Genomic DNA, 17,450 nt, shown 5'->3' with positions numbered 1-17,450 from the left:
AAGCACACCTTCTCTTACTAGAATAAATTCAATACGAAGCACTTAAGGAAAAGCAACGTCTCCTTATCTGTTATTATTGTTTCACATAATTAATTATTTGTCCAATGAGATGCTTTCCAGGTTAAGGAAATAAGTGCTTCAAAAGCTGAAAAAGGCGCTGTATGAGCGCCTTTTTCAGCTTTTGAATTTAATTGTATGAGAGAGCATAAATTCATTCATTTCTCCCCTACTTTCTTCCTGTACGAATTACAAATAAGATACTTTTTTTATCAAAATTTTTAAATGCTTGCTATAGCTGCTAAACTATGAATACAGGAAATAAACTCATCAACAAATGCATCAATTTCCTCTTTCGTAATTATATACGGGGGAAGTAAACGGATGATATTCCCTTGTGTAACATCGACTAACATCCCTTTCTCCATTAATTCTAACTGTAATTTCTTTACGTTTTCATTTGTATCATTCATACTAATTCCAAACATCATCCCAGCATGACGTACTTCTTTAATAAAATAAGAATTTTCTTTCTGAATTTCTTGCAGTTTGTCATTGAAATACTGTGACGTTTCATAAGCTTCTTGCATTAAACCATCATCAATTAATGTTTTTAATACCGTTAAACCTAAAGCCGTTCCGATTGATGAATGAGCAAATGTTGTTCCGTGATCTCCTGGTGAAAATACATTACATAACTTTTCACCTACAATGATTCCTCCTAGCGGTATCCCGCCTCCTGCTCCTTTACCAATTTGAATAATATCTGGTGTAATATTGAAATTTTGATAAGCAAATAGTTTTCCAGTTCTACCCATACCACTTTGTACTTCATCGACTATGAGAAGTACATTATACTTTTCACACAGAAGCTGAATCCCTTCTAAATATTCACTTGATAAAGGATAGATTCCACCACTTCCTAAAACAGGCTCTAGCATAATTGCAATGGGATGTTCATTAACAATTGTATCTTCTAATTCCTTTATATTTTCACACTCCACTTCATATACAGGAATGGATGTTTTCGGGAAATTTTGATATACATTTTCTTGTCTCGTAAAATGAAGAGCTCCTAATGTTCTCCCGTGAAAACTACCTTTCAGTACAACGACTCCGTCACGTTCTTCATTCGTAATAAATCTATATTTATCTATTAATTTTAACGTTGTTTCTGTCGCTTCTGTACCAGAATTTGCAAAAAATACTTTTCCATTTTTTAATGAATAATCAACTAATTTCTTTGCAAATTCAATCGCTACTGGATTTAAAAAATGAAAAGGAAGATGCAACGATTTCGTAACTTGCTCCATGGTCGTTTGCACAATTTTAGGGTGATTGTATCCTAATACGTTTACTCCTACACCAGAAAATAAATCTAAATACTCTTTACCATCCACATCATACAGTTTACAACCTTCTCCTCTTTCTATCGCAACCTTCGTACGACAATACGTAGGCATAATATATTCTTTATCTAATTGAAACCAATCCGACACGATAAATTCCTCCTAGTGATTTTCCCCGTTTTTAATGTTCATTATCTATAAAGTCATTTTTAAGATTGAAATTTTAATAGTGGTTTTCTTCCACCTTTTTAATAAAACGTTTTATTTCTCTTTCCGATATTCATTTTTTCATAATTTCTTCTATTTCAACAGGTCCACTGTATGTGCCTTTTTTTCATCTAGCGGTATGTTACTAATTTGAACTTTGTATGTAATACATAATCAAGGCTAAAGAATCATATTTAGTAACAATCGGCGAAAAAATTTTGGAGGCTATATCGATGAATGAAAAACATGATAAACAGAGGCAATCTTTATTAGGAGAAGACTTAAATAGCAATCGAGAACTTAACGAACAAGCTAAACTTCACTCTCAAACTGTTGGTTCACGTGGGCCTGTTTTAAAACAAGATAATGTACTTCACGAAGCGTTACAAGAATTTATTCATGAAAAAATTTTAGAAAGACCTGTTCATGTAAAAGGATTTGGTGCATTCGGTTATTTTCAAACGATATATCCGATGTCTGAACATACAAAACTGAACTTTTTACAAAATTCAAATGAGAAAATTCCTGTTATGGTGCGGTTTTCATTAGCTGTTAGTACGAAAGGAACACCTGATACTTCTAGAAATGTACGCGGTTTTTCTACAAAATTCTATACAAAAGAAGGCGTATTTGATCTTTTATGTAATCACCTTCCTGTCTTTTCTGTTCGTGATCCGATGCGCTTCCCTGAAACTATTAAAGCCTTATTGCCTTCACCTAAAAATAACTTAATAGACCCTGATAGATTTTGGATTTTTGTCGCTAGAGCACCCGAATCCATTCATTTTGTTGTCCGTTTATACTCTAATGCTGGTACGGCAAAAAGTTTTCGCCACATCCCAGGACATAGTGTAAATACATATGTTTGGAGAAATGCTCAAGGTTATCGAAAGTACGTAAAGTATCATTGGTATCCATTTGAAGGTGTACAATCCATTACTAGTGAGGAAGCAAATAAACTAGCTGCCGAAAATCCTGATTATAGCGGGAAAGATTTATACGATGCAATTGAGGCTGGTAAACCAGTGGAATATGGTTTATACGTCCAGCTCATGGATCCAAAAGATGAAGCACATCTTTCTTATGACCCCTTAGATGATACTAAAGTATGGGATGAAAAGGAGTATCCCCTTATGCCAGTAGGCAAAATGGTATTAAATAAAAATCCTGAAAACTATATGGAGCAAGTAGAAAAAGTCTCCTTCTCCCCATCTAATTTACTAGACGGTGCAGAACTATCAGATGATAAAATGCTGCAAGGCCGTGCTAATATTTATAGCGATTCTCAAAGAAGAAGAATTGGACCCGAATTCCGCAAATTAACGATTAACCAACAGCAAGATTGGACACCGGCTAATCAAATAACAAGCGGTGACGGAAGGTACGTTGAAGGTAAACTCGAAAGGACTTCTATAACTAAACAGGATGACTTTAAGCAGGCTGGTGAATTTTATACGAAGTTATCACACATTGAAAAAGAACATCTTGCTGAAAATTTAGCTAATGATTTGAAAGTTATATCCGAAGATATTAGAAAGATAGTTTTGGGGTATTTCAATAAGGTATCAACTGATTTGAAAACAAGCATTGAGACAAAAATGAAAGAGCATTAAGAAGATTAAAACATGCTTTACGAATGAGAATTCAAATCTATATTAATTATTTTCTTGTCAAAATCCAATGAGGTTATTTAATTTAAAAATATAAAGCCAATATACCCCTGTTCTATAATTAGAACAGGGGTATATTGAAGTAGTTTAATGTTTAACATTAACTACTTTACTTAGCTAAAAAATGCAATAAGTAGCCTTTCAAAACAAACTATAGTAAATTATTTTACTTGCACTGTATAATTCCCTGTTCCACCGCCATATTTATATACACTTAAGTAATATTTCCCTGGCTTCGCATTATAATTTCCAAGCAATTTGTTTCCATCACGTTTCGTTGCATAAGTTACATAATTATCTAGATCTGATTCAGAATATAACACCCAGTTCAGTCCAATGTTTTGTTCGTTCGTAACGGTAATTTGTAAATCTTTCGGATCCTTTACATCGATAACAAATCGGTCAACTTGGTCTTGATCACTTAAGTTTCCTCTTAATAACGTGTTCAAAGATAATGGATTTGCTGTATCAAATGAATTATTTGGTTCTTTTTCGACAGCAGTACCTTCTTCCGTATTCACTCCACTAAATACAACATCATATTCAAATTGTCCAGCATCATTGACACGGTAATTTACAAAATAAGCAGTCAATGTTTTGTATCCACTCCACTCTTTTTCTGAGAGATGTTTCAGCATATCATTCGTTGCTTGGTTCATCACTTTCCAGTCTTCAATTTCTCCTTTTGCTGCACTTCCTGTATATGTTCCCTGTAGTGTGAATGTATTAAAGAATTGTGATTTATCCTTTGTTACTTTCACATTTTTCAACTTTGCTTCATTGGTGATATCTGACGCAACATCTGAAAGCGGTTTCGGAGCATGCTGCGCTAGGTACTCATCTGATACTTGTGGAATTGTATACTTATCGCGATTATCAATAAGCATTTGCATATAAGATTGATATTCTTCATTTAATTTATTATCTTTGCTTAATGTAGAACGGTATGCGTCGTAACTTGAAACATCATTTGCACGAATTAAATCATGCACTTTATCGAACATTTCAGGACGGTTATTATACATATATGATTGCAATGCAAACGAATAGTTATAAAAATCCCATGTTCCATATTTCGCATTTAATGTTTGTGATGCTGTATAACGTTTTGCAGGATCATAAGATAATCCACCAATTATACTTTTTCGCGGTACTACACTATCTAATCGCGTTGAACCTGCAAAGAACTCTGCATTCCCTTCTTCAAACCATGTTAAACGTTCATTTTGATACATTTCCCCTTGGCCCCATAATCCCTGAACCTCGTATCTTCCCTGTAAGTAGTGCGTAAATTCATGGCGGAACAACTCTTCCAAACTATAAATACTTTGCTGTGGTGTACGTTCATATGTGAAGAAAGTCCCTGTCCCTTCAATGTACATTCCTCCATTATTCGTTTCATATCCGTACAGTTGACGATTAAATTGATATTCATCTGGACTATTATAAATAACCATTGTTAAAACATCATCAGCATGTCCACTTTCAAGTGGTTTATCACTACCAACTGTACGATAAAATTGAGAACGTACTTCTTTTGCCGCCCAGTATAGACGTTTAATTTTCTCTTCGCTAACTTTATCCCCAGCTTTAAAGACAATTGCTCCATCATCAAACGTATACGTTTTCGGTAAATATTTCTTTTTACCATCTTCTCGAATTTGATCTAAATTTATTGTTTTTCCGTTTGCATCTACTCCGCCGTAATTTGTAGTAATTTGTTCTGCCGCAACAAAATATTGCTCCCCTAAATGTGGATAAATCTTCATCGCTTCGGTAACAACTTGCTGGCCTTTTGTTGGTGTACTATAAAGCTTGCCTAATCGACCAGCATAGTAAATTCCATTATTAATTAACCATCCGTTTTTATTTGTTACTGTACCAATTAGTGCAAAGCGATTTACTTCATTAATAAAGTTATCAATATTTCGATACCACATCGTATCTTTTGGCTCTTTTCCAGTCGTGTACATATCCGTCTGAATATCAAAATCAATTCCCTTCATCAACTCATAAATAGCGTCTCCTTTCGTGGAGTCTTCAATGAAAGTTGCAAGATTATCGTTATATTGTTTAAAAATTTCACCTGCATATAAAACCGTTTCAACATCAGCCGATGCATTTCCAATTAATTTTCCATATGATGAAATAACTTTATTTTGTTCTGATGTACCAAGTTTGAAATTCGGATTTTTTGCAATTATTTTTAAAGCCGGTAAACATTTATCATGGTAACTACGCTCATTTAGTTTGCTTAATTCATCATGGTAAAAGCCTAAATAAAATGCTGCACGTAGAGCTTCTACTAATGTTTCAATCCCTTTTGAATCATCTTTCGTATAAGTTTGACCTTGTTCTGCTAGTTTATCAATGATTGCTTGCATGCGACTATCATCTTGATAGAACTTGAGACTATCACTATTAAACTGAAATAACTCCGGGATTTGATACCATTTAATCGTCACAAGAAGATCAGTTAATTGTTTGTTGCTTAATTGATTTAGTTCGGCCATCGAATACTTTTTTTCTTCAGCTAACGGTTTAATATTATCGGTTGGTGCTAGTGGACGCTGCGATAAATCCGCTAACTTTAACCGTTTTGTAAAAGATGCATTTTCTTGTACTGTTGAAGAGTGCGCCAACTCATCAACGGGTTTCTGTATGCCTACCGGCTCCATTTGTAATACGTTCTTCACATTTTTTTCTTTTGTCTCTGCTTGAATTTGTAAACCATTGCATGATATTGTCACTAGTCCAACACCAAGAATCAACTTAGAAATTTTCGAATATTTAACCATACCATTGCCCCCTAATAATTTTAAAGAAAATTCTGAATTTTAAAATCAGAACATACTTATTTGTATGTACTTACAGTTCCGCTATAAATACAAGTATGATCAATGATGCAATAGTAGCTTGTTTTATACTATTACGAATACAGATTCCTTAAATACAATTCCCCTTCCTTAAATTTAATACAAGCAAAAACTGTGCCAATGCTATTTCTTATGAATAGCCAACATTCTTTTATTAATACTGTAGAATAAAATATACATAGATGTTTCAGCAATGTATAAATTTTTTGACACAAACTCCTATATTTATGAAGACAGGATCCGTTGAATATGATAAGTTCATTAGCCAGTAAGCCATTTTCAACAAACAACATTCCGAATTTTAAAATCCCTCAAAAAAAGGTAAATAAGCATATTACATAAGGCTAATATGTTTACTTACCTTTTCCTATTTTATATAGACAACAAACTATCAGTGGATAAAAACAACATTAATTAGTATTTTGTTACATCATTTTAAATTATGGTACTCATTTCTCTTTTTCAAATAATCTTTTTCACATTGTAACGGCTTGTATTCCACGATTTTCCCTTGCTTCTTTTTCGTTTCGGTAACAATCCATGCCCCTTTTTCAAGCTCGAGATGTTTCATAACATTTGTATCGTCTATTTCTTTATAAAGTAAAAATGCTTCAAGTTCCCTCACAAACAACCTAGGCTCTCCTCTATATCCACCACTATCAAAAATTTTAGTTAGCGAATTATAATATGTATCATCAACCCGCCCACCATACATCAAATGCGCAGCCTCTAAATCGCTTTTACTAACTTCCATAAAACTATTTTCATCAATATTTAAATCAAACGTAGATATAATGTCCTTCATAATGTTTTTCGCATACTTTTCATCACGCATTTTACTTTCTTCCAGACAATCCGAAGATAACCTTGGTGCATTTGACTGAGAATGTACCACATGCTGTATAGATACGCACAAAATAAATACACTTAAAACATACAATAGTTTTTTCATATTTAAGTATCACCTCAAATAATTTAGATACTATATTATTTGAGGCTTACAATATTCTTATACTAATATTACTTTATTAAATTCACCGGTGAAGCAATTACCTTACTACTTTTCACATCATATAAACCTATAGGTGTTACCCGTATAAATGGCAAATGCGTTGCAGAAAAGAATAAAATCGTAAATGCCGGATCGTTATAGGCGTAGCCTCGCTCTTGCAGTAATTTCACCATCATTTTCTCTTTATGTATTAATGCGCTCATTTCTAAGTTTGACATAATACCTAATAAAGGTAATGCAATTTCGTGTAACACTTCATTCTTTTCGGCAATTACCATTCCACCACCGAGCTCTTTTACTCTATGAAAAGCTGTAAGCATATCTTCTTTACTCTTTCCAATAAGAATGATGTCACCTGTACCAGAATAAGAACTTGCAAGACCTCCTAATTCTTTCGCAAAACCTTTCACAACTGTATTAACTCGCCAAGTGCCATCACGAGCAATCATCATAAGGAAACACTCATCATGGTCAAGGGAAAGTTCATCACAGTTTAATTCGATTTCACTAACATATGGCTTTGTTATGACGTCGTTTAATAACTTTATACCCTTTGCATCATTGAAAATCATATCTTCTTTCTGCAAACACCAGTCTAATTGTAAAGGTGCCACTTGGAATTTATCCCACTCTATACTTACTGATTTATTTTTATTTATTCCATCACGCTTCATCCAGTTCCCTTTTGCAATTACACTAATTGGAGTTGGATTTTCTTTACTTTCCAAAATATTAATATTGGCGATTCTACCTGTGGAAATCGCACCATGTAAATGCTCCATATTATAATAACGAGCAATATTATAGCTTGCCATATTATAAGCATCAATTACTGGAACCCCTTGCTTTATCGCTATTTCTATCATCCTATTCGTCATTCCATTTTCATAAAATGACGGATGTGAACCATCTGTTGTGAAAATGAATCTATCAAATTGCTTAACACCTAATTCCATTAGTTCTTTCAGTAAAACTTCTAAATCTGGACGAATTGAAGAGTTTCTAAGAGAAACGGTGTAACCTTGCATAAGACGTGTTAATGCTTCCTGCCCCGTCATCGCTTCATGATCGCAATCCGTACCTAATAATTTTAACTTCGCTAACGTTGTTTCAGACGCACCTGGAAAATGACCTTCTACTTTCTTCTGTAACCACTTTGTTTCCTGTACCCAATTTAACATTTCCTCATCACCATTTAATAATTTGGGCCATGCAGTTAACTCGCCGCCCTGAAGAACATCTTCATGCTTCAGCCACTCCATTATTTCTTCACTATTAAATAAAGATTCCCCATTTTGCAGTTCAGTCTGTCCATCAAAACGACACCACCAATACATACTTGCAGGAATCTTTTTAAATTCATCTAACAAACGAAACGCTACTTCACGTTGTAATGTGAAAAATAAAGTTAAATTATCATTAATGAAAGTTGTTGTCCCAAATTGCATCGCATGATTTGCTAACGTTTCTGGGTTATACAACTGATATGGATGCGCATGTGGTTCTATGTAACTAGGAACCACATACTTCCCATCACAATCAATGATCTCACATTCATGTAATTGCTCTGGTAATTTTTCTCCTACATATACAATTCTGTCATCATAAATCCAAATATTCGCTATCGTCCATTCACGTATGTATGGATTTAAATATGTTGCATTCTTTAATAAAATGTGCGGACTTCTCTTGCCATCTACTACTTCAATATGCTCTCGTAATTGTTCATTACTCCATTTAAAATAATTTTGTCCCAATGTATTCAACTCCAAATCAATTCATGATTATTTTGGTTAAAACGAGAAATAATTAACTAACTAAAGTATTATCTATTCATAACTCCCCTGTATAACCCCTATAACCTTCATTATATGGAAAGATTATAAAAATAACAATTTTCAGAAATAAACACACCTCTTTTTTCTAAAATAAAAAGAATGCCATGCAATAAAATGTACCCTATAGAATAGACACTGAAAAAAAGTCTATTCTATAGGGTATTTCTTGTATAATGAGAGAAAATTGGGATCGGAGAAAGTTCAAAATGACAAAAAAGCTATTTACAGAAAGAGACATTCAAATTCTATCAAATAACCCCTTCATAAAATCTGTAAGTCAGAAAGGTATCACTTATACAGATGAATTTAAGCGTATTTTTATTGAGGAAAATGAGAAAGGAAAACTACCTCGAAATATTTTTGAAGAATGTGGTTTTGATATAGATATGATTGGAATGAAACGAATTATGTCATCAGGAAGTAGGTGGCGTGCTGCTTACAGAAAAAATGGTGTATTTGGTTTGCGAGATACACGCACCCAAAACGCGGGAAGAACTCTTGAGAGAGAGCTTACGTTAGAAGAGAAGTATGCTCGTTTAGAAGCCGAACGGAACTTACTAAAGGCAGAAAATGAATTGTTAAAAAATAAAACTATGGAAGGGAGGATGAGAAGGAAATAACGTTATCACCTAGTCAGAAATATATCCTGATTCGTTCTGTCATCATAAAATATAACTTAAGAAATATGGTGAGTTATTTGTGTAAAGTAGCTGGTGTATCCCGTTCGGGATACTATAATTATTTTTCCATTTCATCTCAAGAACAACGGAAACAAAAGAACAATCAAGATGAAATCGTGAAAAAAATCATATTAAAAGCACTTCGATTTAGAAATCGAAAGAAAGGGGCTCGTCAAATAAAAATGACATTGGTGGGTCATTTTCAAGTTGTCTACAATTTAAAGCGTATCCGTAGAATCATGAAAAAATATGAGATTATCTGTCCGATTCGGAAAGCAAATCCTTATAAAAGAATGCTGAAAGCTTCAAAAGAACATCGAGTAGTGCCGAATCAATTAAATCGAGAATTTAAACAAAACACCCCAGGAAAAACGCTTCTTACAGATATCACTTATTTAGTTTACGGTAAGAATAAAAGAGCTTATTTATCTACAATTTTAGATGGCTCAACCAATGAAATTTTAGCTTACCATGTTTCAGAACAGATGACATTAGACCTCGTAACAACAACTCTTCATAAACTAAAACGGAATAAGAGGATTCGATTGACTGAAGGTGCATATATTCATTCAGATCAAGGAGCCCACTACACAAGCCCTACCTACCAAAAATTAGTCAAAAAGCTAAAGCTCGGACAATCTATGTCAAGAAGAGGGAACTGTTGGGATAACGCTCCACAAGAATCATTTTTTGGTCATCTGAAAGATGAAGCACATATAAAACCTTGCGAGTCTTTTACTGAGTTGAAACAAGAGATTAAGAAATATATGACGTACTATAATCACTATAGATATCAATGGAATTTAAAAAAGATGACTCCTGTTGGATACAGAAATCATCTTCTTGATGTTGCCTAACTTTTTTAAAAATGTCCTTTACAAAGGGTACAGATTACAACTGACATCCTTTTTATTTTTATACTAAGCTATAAGATTAACTTTCACTTTGAAATACACTTGTATCGTATTTACGTTCTACATAAACTTGATGCCATACCATAAATGCTAATACTGTCCATATTTGCAAAATTTAAAAAGCACCTCTTTTATATACAACTAAAGCAGATTCTAATTCATTTTCTTTTTCTATTTATTAAATTCAATTTGCATCATTTTATTAAACTGCGTAATAATATCAATCGCACCTAAAGAGTTATTACTGACCGTCAATGTATGTTTGCCTCCAATTACTCCCCCAGCAAAAGTAGTAAATCCAGGAATTGCCCCTCCGTGACCCCAAATTGAAACACCGTTTGGAAGTTTAGTCTCATAGATTCCAAGACCATATCCGTCACCAACGCCTTCTCCTTCTATAGGAACTGTAGTAAGCATTTCTTTTAGTTGATTTCCCTTCAGTAACTTACCACCGAGTAAAGAAGAAAAGAACTTATTTAAATCGTCCGCATTAGAAATCATATCTCCAGCTGAATTAGCTAAACTCGGATTATAATACGTTATGTCTTTCAACTCGCTTGTTCCGTCAATTTTCATATACCCCCGAGCATGATTCTTTCCTGGTATAACGGCCGAATTCCCTGGTAAAAACGTATTTGACAGGTCCAAAGGTTCAATAATTCGCTTTTCAATTTCTTCCGCATAACTATTTCCAGTTATTTTTTCAATAAGCATTCCCAATATGACGTATCCTGTGTTTGAATACAACCATCCCTTACCTGGCGAAAAATCTGGAGGCAGAGAAAGTCCCATTTTCACTATTTCTTCTGCTGTATACGTTTTTTTTGAATTCATTATGTCAGCGTCTTTTGACTTTAAGTATTCAGCTATACCACTCGTATGATTCAAAAGTTGACGTATCGTAATTTGATTGCCATCATACCCATTTCCTTGAATGAGGCCTGGTAGCCACTTTTCAATTGGATCGTCAAGTTGTACGCGATTTTCTCCTACTAATTGAAGAACAGTCGTAGCAGTAAACGTCTTCGTCACGCTACCAATCCGAAAACGATAATCCGATTTTATCGGTTTCTTTGTACTTAAATCCGCCACGCCAGCAGTATAGCTACTAGTTTTCCCGTTGTTAAACGTCTTAGCTAATACCCCTGGTGTTCCAAGCTGTACTGATTCCTGCATTACTTGTTTCCAACCATTCCGATTCTTTTGATCATGTGATTGTGACGGACTTGATATATTTTGTACTGACTCTGCTTTCACAGTAAAACCTGGTGTGAATAGAGTAGTACCTGCTAATAGAACTGACAAACTTGCTAACTTTATTGAATTACATTTTTTCATAAGGCTCTCTCTCCTCTATTAATATCGTATTGATTCAAGTTATACTCTAATCCTATATGATAAATCTCTCTTTTTTCTTATCCATTCCTTACGAAATACTTACGTTCAAATCTTGATACGATAAGCTGAGAAAGAGTTGTGTATGAAACTAAAAAGGTAAAATAAAAATAAGGACAGTCACTTAACTGCCCTTATTTTCATTCCACCTCGTCTTTATTATTTTTAAGATGATTCATTAATTGTGTTCGCTTCAAAGGTACATATATGTTTGTTTCAATAACATATATTTTATCCTGATTGGATTATCTTATGAATATAATGAGTTCATATTAAGATTAACAATAAAAAAGAACGTGTTTTCATTTTTTATGTAAACACGCTCTCTTAAATATTTAAAACCCTATATCAACTTTTTATTCCATTCTATTCTTTAAACAACTAATCTCTATTCACTTTTACCATCCTGCACTAGCATTCATACCATTTCCAAGAATAGTAAGAAATAGTGGCCACAATACTGGTCCTAAAGTAAGAAATATATTTAGAAGTATAAGTATTCTATATCCCACGGTGAAATTATGATTTTTACGATTTACCAATACTAAAATAACTAATAATATTATGGTCGTTAAAAATAAAAATAGTATTAGCACCCAATACCAAACCATTAAACTGAGACTCCATGGTGTTAATAGCTCGTGTATTATACCAAATGTGATTCCTAATACTCCAAAACTAAAGGTAGTAACTGTTGATTTTATAAGTAATTTATTTAATATTTTTTCGTATGTATTTTTGCAATATAAATCTATTAAAGTGTATAAAGATAAATATACCATTAATACACCTATCCAAGACAATAACCAATCTCCGCCTCCTCTAAATAACATGAGCAGTAGCCAACACATCCCTACTGCAGAAAAAATAAAGGAAAGAAGTATACTTTTCAATATCGGTTTCATTATATTTTCACACCCTTAAAATAAATTATAAGTTTTTACTAAACTCATGTAATTTTTTATTTACATGCTACCCGTTAATCGTTTAGCTTTAATACATCCTTTTTTCATTCTATATTAATAAAACAAAGATATACTCATGAACAATTAAAGAAGCAATACTCTATAAAGAGTTACATATAGCTTGTATATTCTTTTTCCATTGGTAGAGATATTAAAAAATTAACTATACATTAACATGCAATTAAATATAAGTAAATAAAATTATATAAGTAAATTAATTTCATTTACTTATATAATTTTTACATTCAGATTAACCCCGCCACCTTTTTTATCTTGATATAGTACATTCTACTATTCATACCGACCTTTTCCATCCCGTTCTATCCACCGGATAGTCTTCTCTACATCTAACTCCGTATACGTCTTTTCACCATAGCGAACAGACTCATATATCGGAATAATGTCTATCGTTCGACATATTCGTTTTAACCATTGCTGTATCGTTTCATAAGACCTTCTCTGTTCATGAAATGGTAAAGTTCTTTCACATCAAAATATTCGAGACCAATGACATCGCCCGGCAAAGTATCAGCTGTGAATTGAATTCTTTGAAACTTAGCCTCCACACTTTTTGCTAAACTTTTCGCTAAAGTTGTTTTTCCAGTCCCCGGTACATCTTCTAATAAAATATGTCCTCTTGCTATAAGAGCTATAGCTGCTAGTTCAATCGATTCATCTTTCCCTATAATGACCTTTGAAATATTGTCAGTGATTTTCTTTAATATGCTCATATATTTATCTCCCGCCTCTTATTTTTCTGAAAATTAAGGATTATTATTTTCAGAATTATAACACATTGTTTTAAAAGGAAATATAGGAATGACTTATATAAAAACAAAAAAGATGACTTCAGCAATACGCCAAAGTCACCTTCTATAACCATATTATTTTACTAGTTCACCGCTATAAACCTTTATATCAAGCGGAGCAGTTAAAAACTGTGATGCTTTACTAACGAAAGATGTGAAGTGTTCACTCGTATTATGACTCGCAACTGCTGCTTCATCTTTCCATACTTCTACCATCGTATAAACACTTTCTTTTTCAGTATCTTTATATAAATCGTAAGATACATTTCCACTTTCTTCTCTTGAACCATGAAGTAGTGGCTGAATTTCTTCTAAAAATGATTGTTGTTTTGCTGGATCTACTTGAAATATTGCGTGAATAATAATCATGGTGTTTCCCCTCTCATATCTCACTTATTTCTGTTTTTATAAAATTACTTCCACTGGGCAACTTTTTCAATTGGAAGACGTACTGATGGATAACCACTGTCAGCAGCTTTTCCGATTGAAATTAACATAACTGGTACGTGACGATCTTTATCTAATCCGAATGCTTCTGCGATTTGGTCTTTTTCAAATCCACCAATCGGGCAAGTGTCATAACCGTGAGCACGAGCTGCTAGCATAAATTGCATTGCTACAAGACCACCATCAATTAAAACAGTATCTTTCATTACTTCTGGTGTAACCATTGAGAAGTAACCTGAAAGTTTTTGCATTTGATCTTCTTTTACTTCAGCTGGCATTAAACCGCGCTCTACTGCTGTACCGTAAATTTCTTCTGCGTTATCAAAGTTGTTTAAGTCACCAAATACAGCGATCATTGCTGAAGAGGTTTCTACTTGAGATTGATTAAATTTCGCAAGTGGCGCAAGTGTTGCTTTTGCTTCGTCACTTTCAATCACTAAGAATCTCCATGGTTGCATGTTTACTGAAGATGGTGCAAGGGTTGCTTCTGTAAGAATTTCAGTCATTTCTTCTTTACTAATTTTCACTGAAGGATCGTACTTACGAATTGAACGACGTCCTGTTAAAATTTCGTTAAAATCATTTGTTTTTACTGAGTTAGTCATAGTTGTATTCTCCCTTTTTTAAAGTTCTTTTATATTTTCTTGAATGCGGTCTAACATCGTTAAAAGATTGTCGCGTTCTTCTTCACTTAATCCTTTAAATGCTGAAGTAGCGAAACGCTCTTTTTCCTCTTGATACACTTGAATTTTATTTCGCCCCTCTTCTGTAAGAGAAACTAACGTAATTCTGTTATCATCTGGATTTTTACGTCTTGTAATCATTCCGTTTGCTTCCAGCTGTTTTAAATGCCTCGTAATCGCGGCATTATCAATATTCACTTCTTGCTGAAGTGCTTTTTGACTAATTTCATCTACTTCATATAACTGAAGTATGAGTTCTAATCTAGACTGACTCATACCCGTACACCCTTCAAACTTCGAACTTACTTCTTTATTGAGAAAGTGTAATTTATATAAAATTATTGCTTCTTTTGAGCATGAACTTGTCAAATTACCCCTCCTTTACTTTTGGAACAAAAAACATTTGATGCATCAATAGTTGATATGTCAATTAATATAATAGATACCAAGATAAAATGCAAGCATTTTGTTTTTCCTGTTTATTTTTTTAATGTTCACCTATTAATATTTTTCCAAAACAAGGGACTTTATCACGTTACAAAAAATGTAAATTGCATTATAATAGTAATAATTTAAGTGACTGGAGAGTGATCGTAATGCGGCAATACACAAATAGAAATGAGGAAATAAAAATGGAAAATGAAATGAGGATATTTATATATGACAACAATAAATATAGGGATTGTCGCGCACGTAGACGCTGGCAAGACGAGTTTGACTGAGCGTATTCTTTATGAAACGAATGTGATTAAAGAAGTTGGCCGAGTAGATAGTGGCAATACGCAAACTGACTCAATGGAATTAGAAAGACAACGCGGAATTACGATTAAAGCATCTGTCGTTTCTTTCTTTATTGATGATTTAAAAGTAAATGTCATTGATACACCTGGACACGCTGATTTTATCGCTGAAGTGGAACGATCATTCCGCGTTTTAGACGGTGCCATTTTAGTTATCTCTGCCGTTGAAGGTGTGCAAGCACAAACGAAGATTTTAATGCGAACACTACAGAAACTAAACATACCGACTGTTTTATTTGTAAATAAAATAGACCGTAGTGGCGCAAATACTGAAAAAGTTATGAAACAAATAAAAGCAATTCTTTCAAATGATGTATTCCCCTTCTACTCTGTAGAGAACGAAGGAACAAAGGAAGCTCGTATTATTGAATATAAGTCATATGACGATTGTATTGAACGATTAGTGCCATATAAGGAATCATTGCTTGCATCATATGTAAATAACGAAAGAATACCGGACGCACTATTAAGAAAAGAACTCGAAAAGCAAATACAGCAAGCAAATGTGTTCCCTATCTTTTTTGGTTCAGCAATGACAGGTATAGGTGTAACTGAACTACTTGAAAATATTTCAGCCTTAATTCCAGCTACTAAATCGGCACAAGATGAAACATTATCCGGTGTTGTTTTTAAAATTGAACGTGAATCTTCTGGCGAAAAGATTGCTTACGTAAGACTATTTTCTGGTTGTTTACACGTTAGAAAATATGTTGATATTCAGCGTAGTGAGTCTCTATCGCATAAAGAAAAGATTAAAAAAATGTGCATATTTCATAACGGAAATGCAGTTCAAGCCTCTACTGTTCATAGTGGAGAGTTTTGTAAAGTGTGGGGACTTACGAATATCAAAATTGGGGACATTATCGGTGAACGGACGGATTATATAAAAGATATTCACTTTGCCGAACCGCAAATGGAAGCTGCTATTGAAGCAGTGCCAAAAGAACGAATTCATGATTTATACGCTGCTCTTATGGAACTATGCGAAGAAGATCCTCTCATAAAGGTTTGGAAAGACAATGTTCATAATGAACTATACATTCGCCTTTTCGGTGAAGTGCAAAAAGAAGTTATTGAAACAACACTTTATGAAAAATACCGTCTACAAGTTACCTTTTCAAACACGCGAGTTGTATGTATTGAAAAACCAATTCGCATAGGGAATAGCGTTGAAGTAATGGGTGAAAAAGCGAATCCATTTTACGCGACAATCGGTTTCAAAGTGGAACGTGGTGAACTTAACTCTGGCATAACGTATAACTTAGGTGTTGAACTTGGATCACTGCCTTTAGCGTTTCATAAAGCAATTGAAGATACAGTATTTCAAACGTTAAAACAAGGTTTATACGGCTGGGAAGTTACTGACATTATCGTCACGTTAACACATACTGGTTATGCAAGCCCTGTTACAACAGCGAGTGACTTTAGAAACTTAACACCGCTCGTATTAATGGCTGCTTTAAAGCAAGCTGAAACATGTGTATATGAACCATTAAACGAATTTGAATTAACTGTTCCGGAGCAAGCAATTAGTACCGCAATGTATAAACTAGCTGCTATCCCAACAACTTTTGCAGAGCCTACGTTGCATAATGATTCTTACCATTTAACAGGATCATTACCTGTTTCGAAAACAGAGAATTTCAAACGAATGCTCCATTCATTTACTGAAGGAGAAGGAATCTTCACAACAAAGCCAGGTGATTTTACAAAACTTACGGCTCCCTTCCCTACTCGAAAACGCGTTGACTTTAATCCGCTGAATCGAAAGGATTATTTACTTCATGTGTTGAAGGCTTATTAAACAA

General features: G+C 33.8%; 13 protein-coding genes and 2 pseudogenes. 3 read left to right on the top strand and 12 right to left on the bottom strand.

The genetic code is table 11. From position 1 onward, the window contains the following. Positions 1–89: 89 nt before the first annotated feature. Positions 90–215: a hypothetical protein gene (locus ACE38F_RS13585; protein ID WP_286675771.1), complete on the bottom strand. Its 126-nt coding sequence runs from the start codon at positions 213–215 to the stop codon at positions 90–92. A gap of 63 nt (positions 216–278) precedes the next feature. Beyond that, entirely contained in the window at positions 279–1,496 is a 1,218-nt protein-coding gene (locus ACE38F_RS13580; RefSeq protein WP_375368819.1) for an aspartate aminotransferase family protein, read from the bottom strand. Between the two features lie 290 nt (positions 1,497–1,786). On the opposite strand from ACE38F_RS13580, the gene ACE38F_RS13575 reads away from it, so the two are divergent. Beyond that, positions 1,787–3,166, top strand: a complete 1,380-nt coding sequence (locus ACE38F_RS13575) for a catalase (protein WP_375368818.1) — start codon at positions 1,787–1,789, stop codon at positions 3,164–3,166. A 218-nt stretch (positions 3,167–3,384) separates the two neighbouring features. On the opposite strand, the gene colA is transcribed toward ACE38F_RS13575, so the two are convergent. The 3 genes from colA to ACE38F_RS13560 form a co-directional block, all read right to left on the bottom strand. Next, positions 3,385–6,021, bottom strand: coding sequence for a collagenase ColA (gene colA, locus ACE38F_RS13570; RefSeq protein WP_375368817.1), 2,637 nt, complete (start codon positions 6,019–6,021; stop codon positions 3,385–3,387). Between the two features lie 508 nt (positions 6,022–6,529). Next, on the bottom strand, positions 6,530–7,051 hold the full coding sequence (locus ACE38F_RS13565) for a hypothetical protein (RefSeq protein ID WP_078182227.1): 522 nt from the start codon (positions 7,049–7,051) through the stop codon (positions 6,530–6,532). A gap of 68 nt (positions 7,052–7,119) precedes the next feature. Further along, positions 7,120–8,868, bottom strand: coding sequence for an adenine deaminase (locus ACE38F_RS13560; protein WP_375368816.1), 1,749 nt, complete (start codon positions 8,866–8,868; stop codon positions 7,120–7,122). A 287-nt stretch (positions 8,869–9,155) separates the two neighbouring features. On the opposite strand from ACE38F_RS13560, the gene ACE38F_RS13555 reads away from it, so the two are divergent. Next, positions 9,156–10,486, top strand: a protein-coding gene (locus ACE38F_RS13555; protein WP_462782386.1) for an IS3 family transposase whose coding sequence is annotated in 2 segments (ribosomal slippage) — positions 9,156–9,555 and positions 9,555–10,486 — 1,332 coding nt in all. Because the reading frame shifts where the segments join, the coding sequence is not laid out codon by codon here. Positions 10,487–10,714: 228 nt separating this feature from the next. Here ACE38F_RS13555 and ACE38F_RS13550 read toward each other — a convergent pair. From ACE38F_RS13550 to ACE38F_RS13520, 7 genes and pseudogenes are all read right to left on the bottom strand, one after another. Continuing rightward, the gene (locus ACE38F_RS13550; RefSeq protein WP_078182225.1) at positions 10,715–11,881 is read right to left on the bottom strand and encodes a serine hydrolase domain-containing protein; all 1,167 of its coding nucleotides are present in this window, start codon (positions 11,879–11,881) and stop codon (positions 10,715–10,717) included. Positions 11,882–12,336: 455 nt separating this feature from the next. Then, positions 12,337–12,843 (bottom strand): DUF3902 family protein, encoded by a 507-nt coding sequence (locus ACE38F_RS13545; protein WP_375371379.1) that lies wholly within the window; start codon positions 12,841–12,843, stop codon positions 12,337–12,339. A 351-nt stretch (positions 12,844–13,194) separates the two neighbouring features. Next, positions 13,195–13,389 (bottom strand): annotated as a pseudogene (locus ACE38F_RS13540) (signal peptidase II); the annotation flags it as partial. Beyond that, positions 13,383–13,634, bottom strand: a pseudogene (locus ACE38F_RS13535) (AAA family ATPase); the annotation flags it as partial. The pseudogenes ACE38F_RS13540 and ACE38F_RS13535, both read right to left, overlap by 7 nt. Before the next feature lie 153 nt (positions 13,635–13,787). Next, positions 13,788–14,081 (bottom strand): putative quinol monooxygenase, encoded by a 294-nt coding sequence (locus ACE38F_RS13530; protein WP_000583822.1) that lies wholly within the window; start codon positions 14,079–14,081, stop codon positions 13,788–13,790. A 44-nt stretch (positions 14,082–14,125) separates the two neighbouring features. Beyond that, a complete protein-coding gene (locus tag ACE38F_RS13525) occupies positions 14,126–14,764 on the bottom strand; it encodes a nitroreductase family protein (RefSeq protein ID WP_375371378.1) in 639 nt (212 codons plus the stop codon). Between the two features lie 18 nt (positions 14,765–14,782). After that, positions 14,783–15,211: a MarR family winged helix-turn-helix transcriptional regulator gene (locus ACE38F_RS13520; RefSeq protein WP_000204168.1), complete on the bottom strand. Its 429-nt coding sequence runs from the start codon at positions 15,209–15,211 to the stop codon at positions 14,783–14,785. A gap of 291 nt (positions 15,212–15,502) precedes the next feature. Between ACE38F_RS13520 and ACE38F_RS13515 the strand changes: the two genes are divergently transcribed. Next, positions 15,503–17,446, top strand: coding sequence for a GTP-binding protein (locus ACE38F_RS13515; RefSeq protein ID WP_375371377.1), 1,944 nt, complete (start codon positions 15,503–15,505; stop codon positions 17,444–17,446). Positions 17,447–17,450 lie beyond the last annotated feature (4 nt).

Origin of the sequence: Bacillus altaicus (genome assembly GCF_042136375.2) — a bacterium.
Classification (GTDB): Bacteria; Bacillota; Bacilli; order Bacillales; family Bacillaceae_G; genus Bacillus_A; species Bacillus_A cereus_U.
Note: the sequence above shows the minus strand (reverse complement) of the source record. Positions and strands in the feature narration are given on the sequence as shown.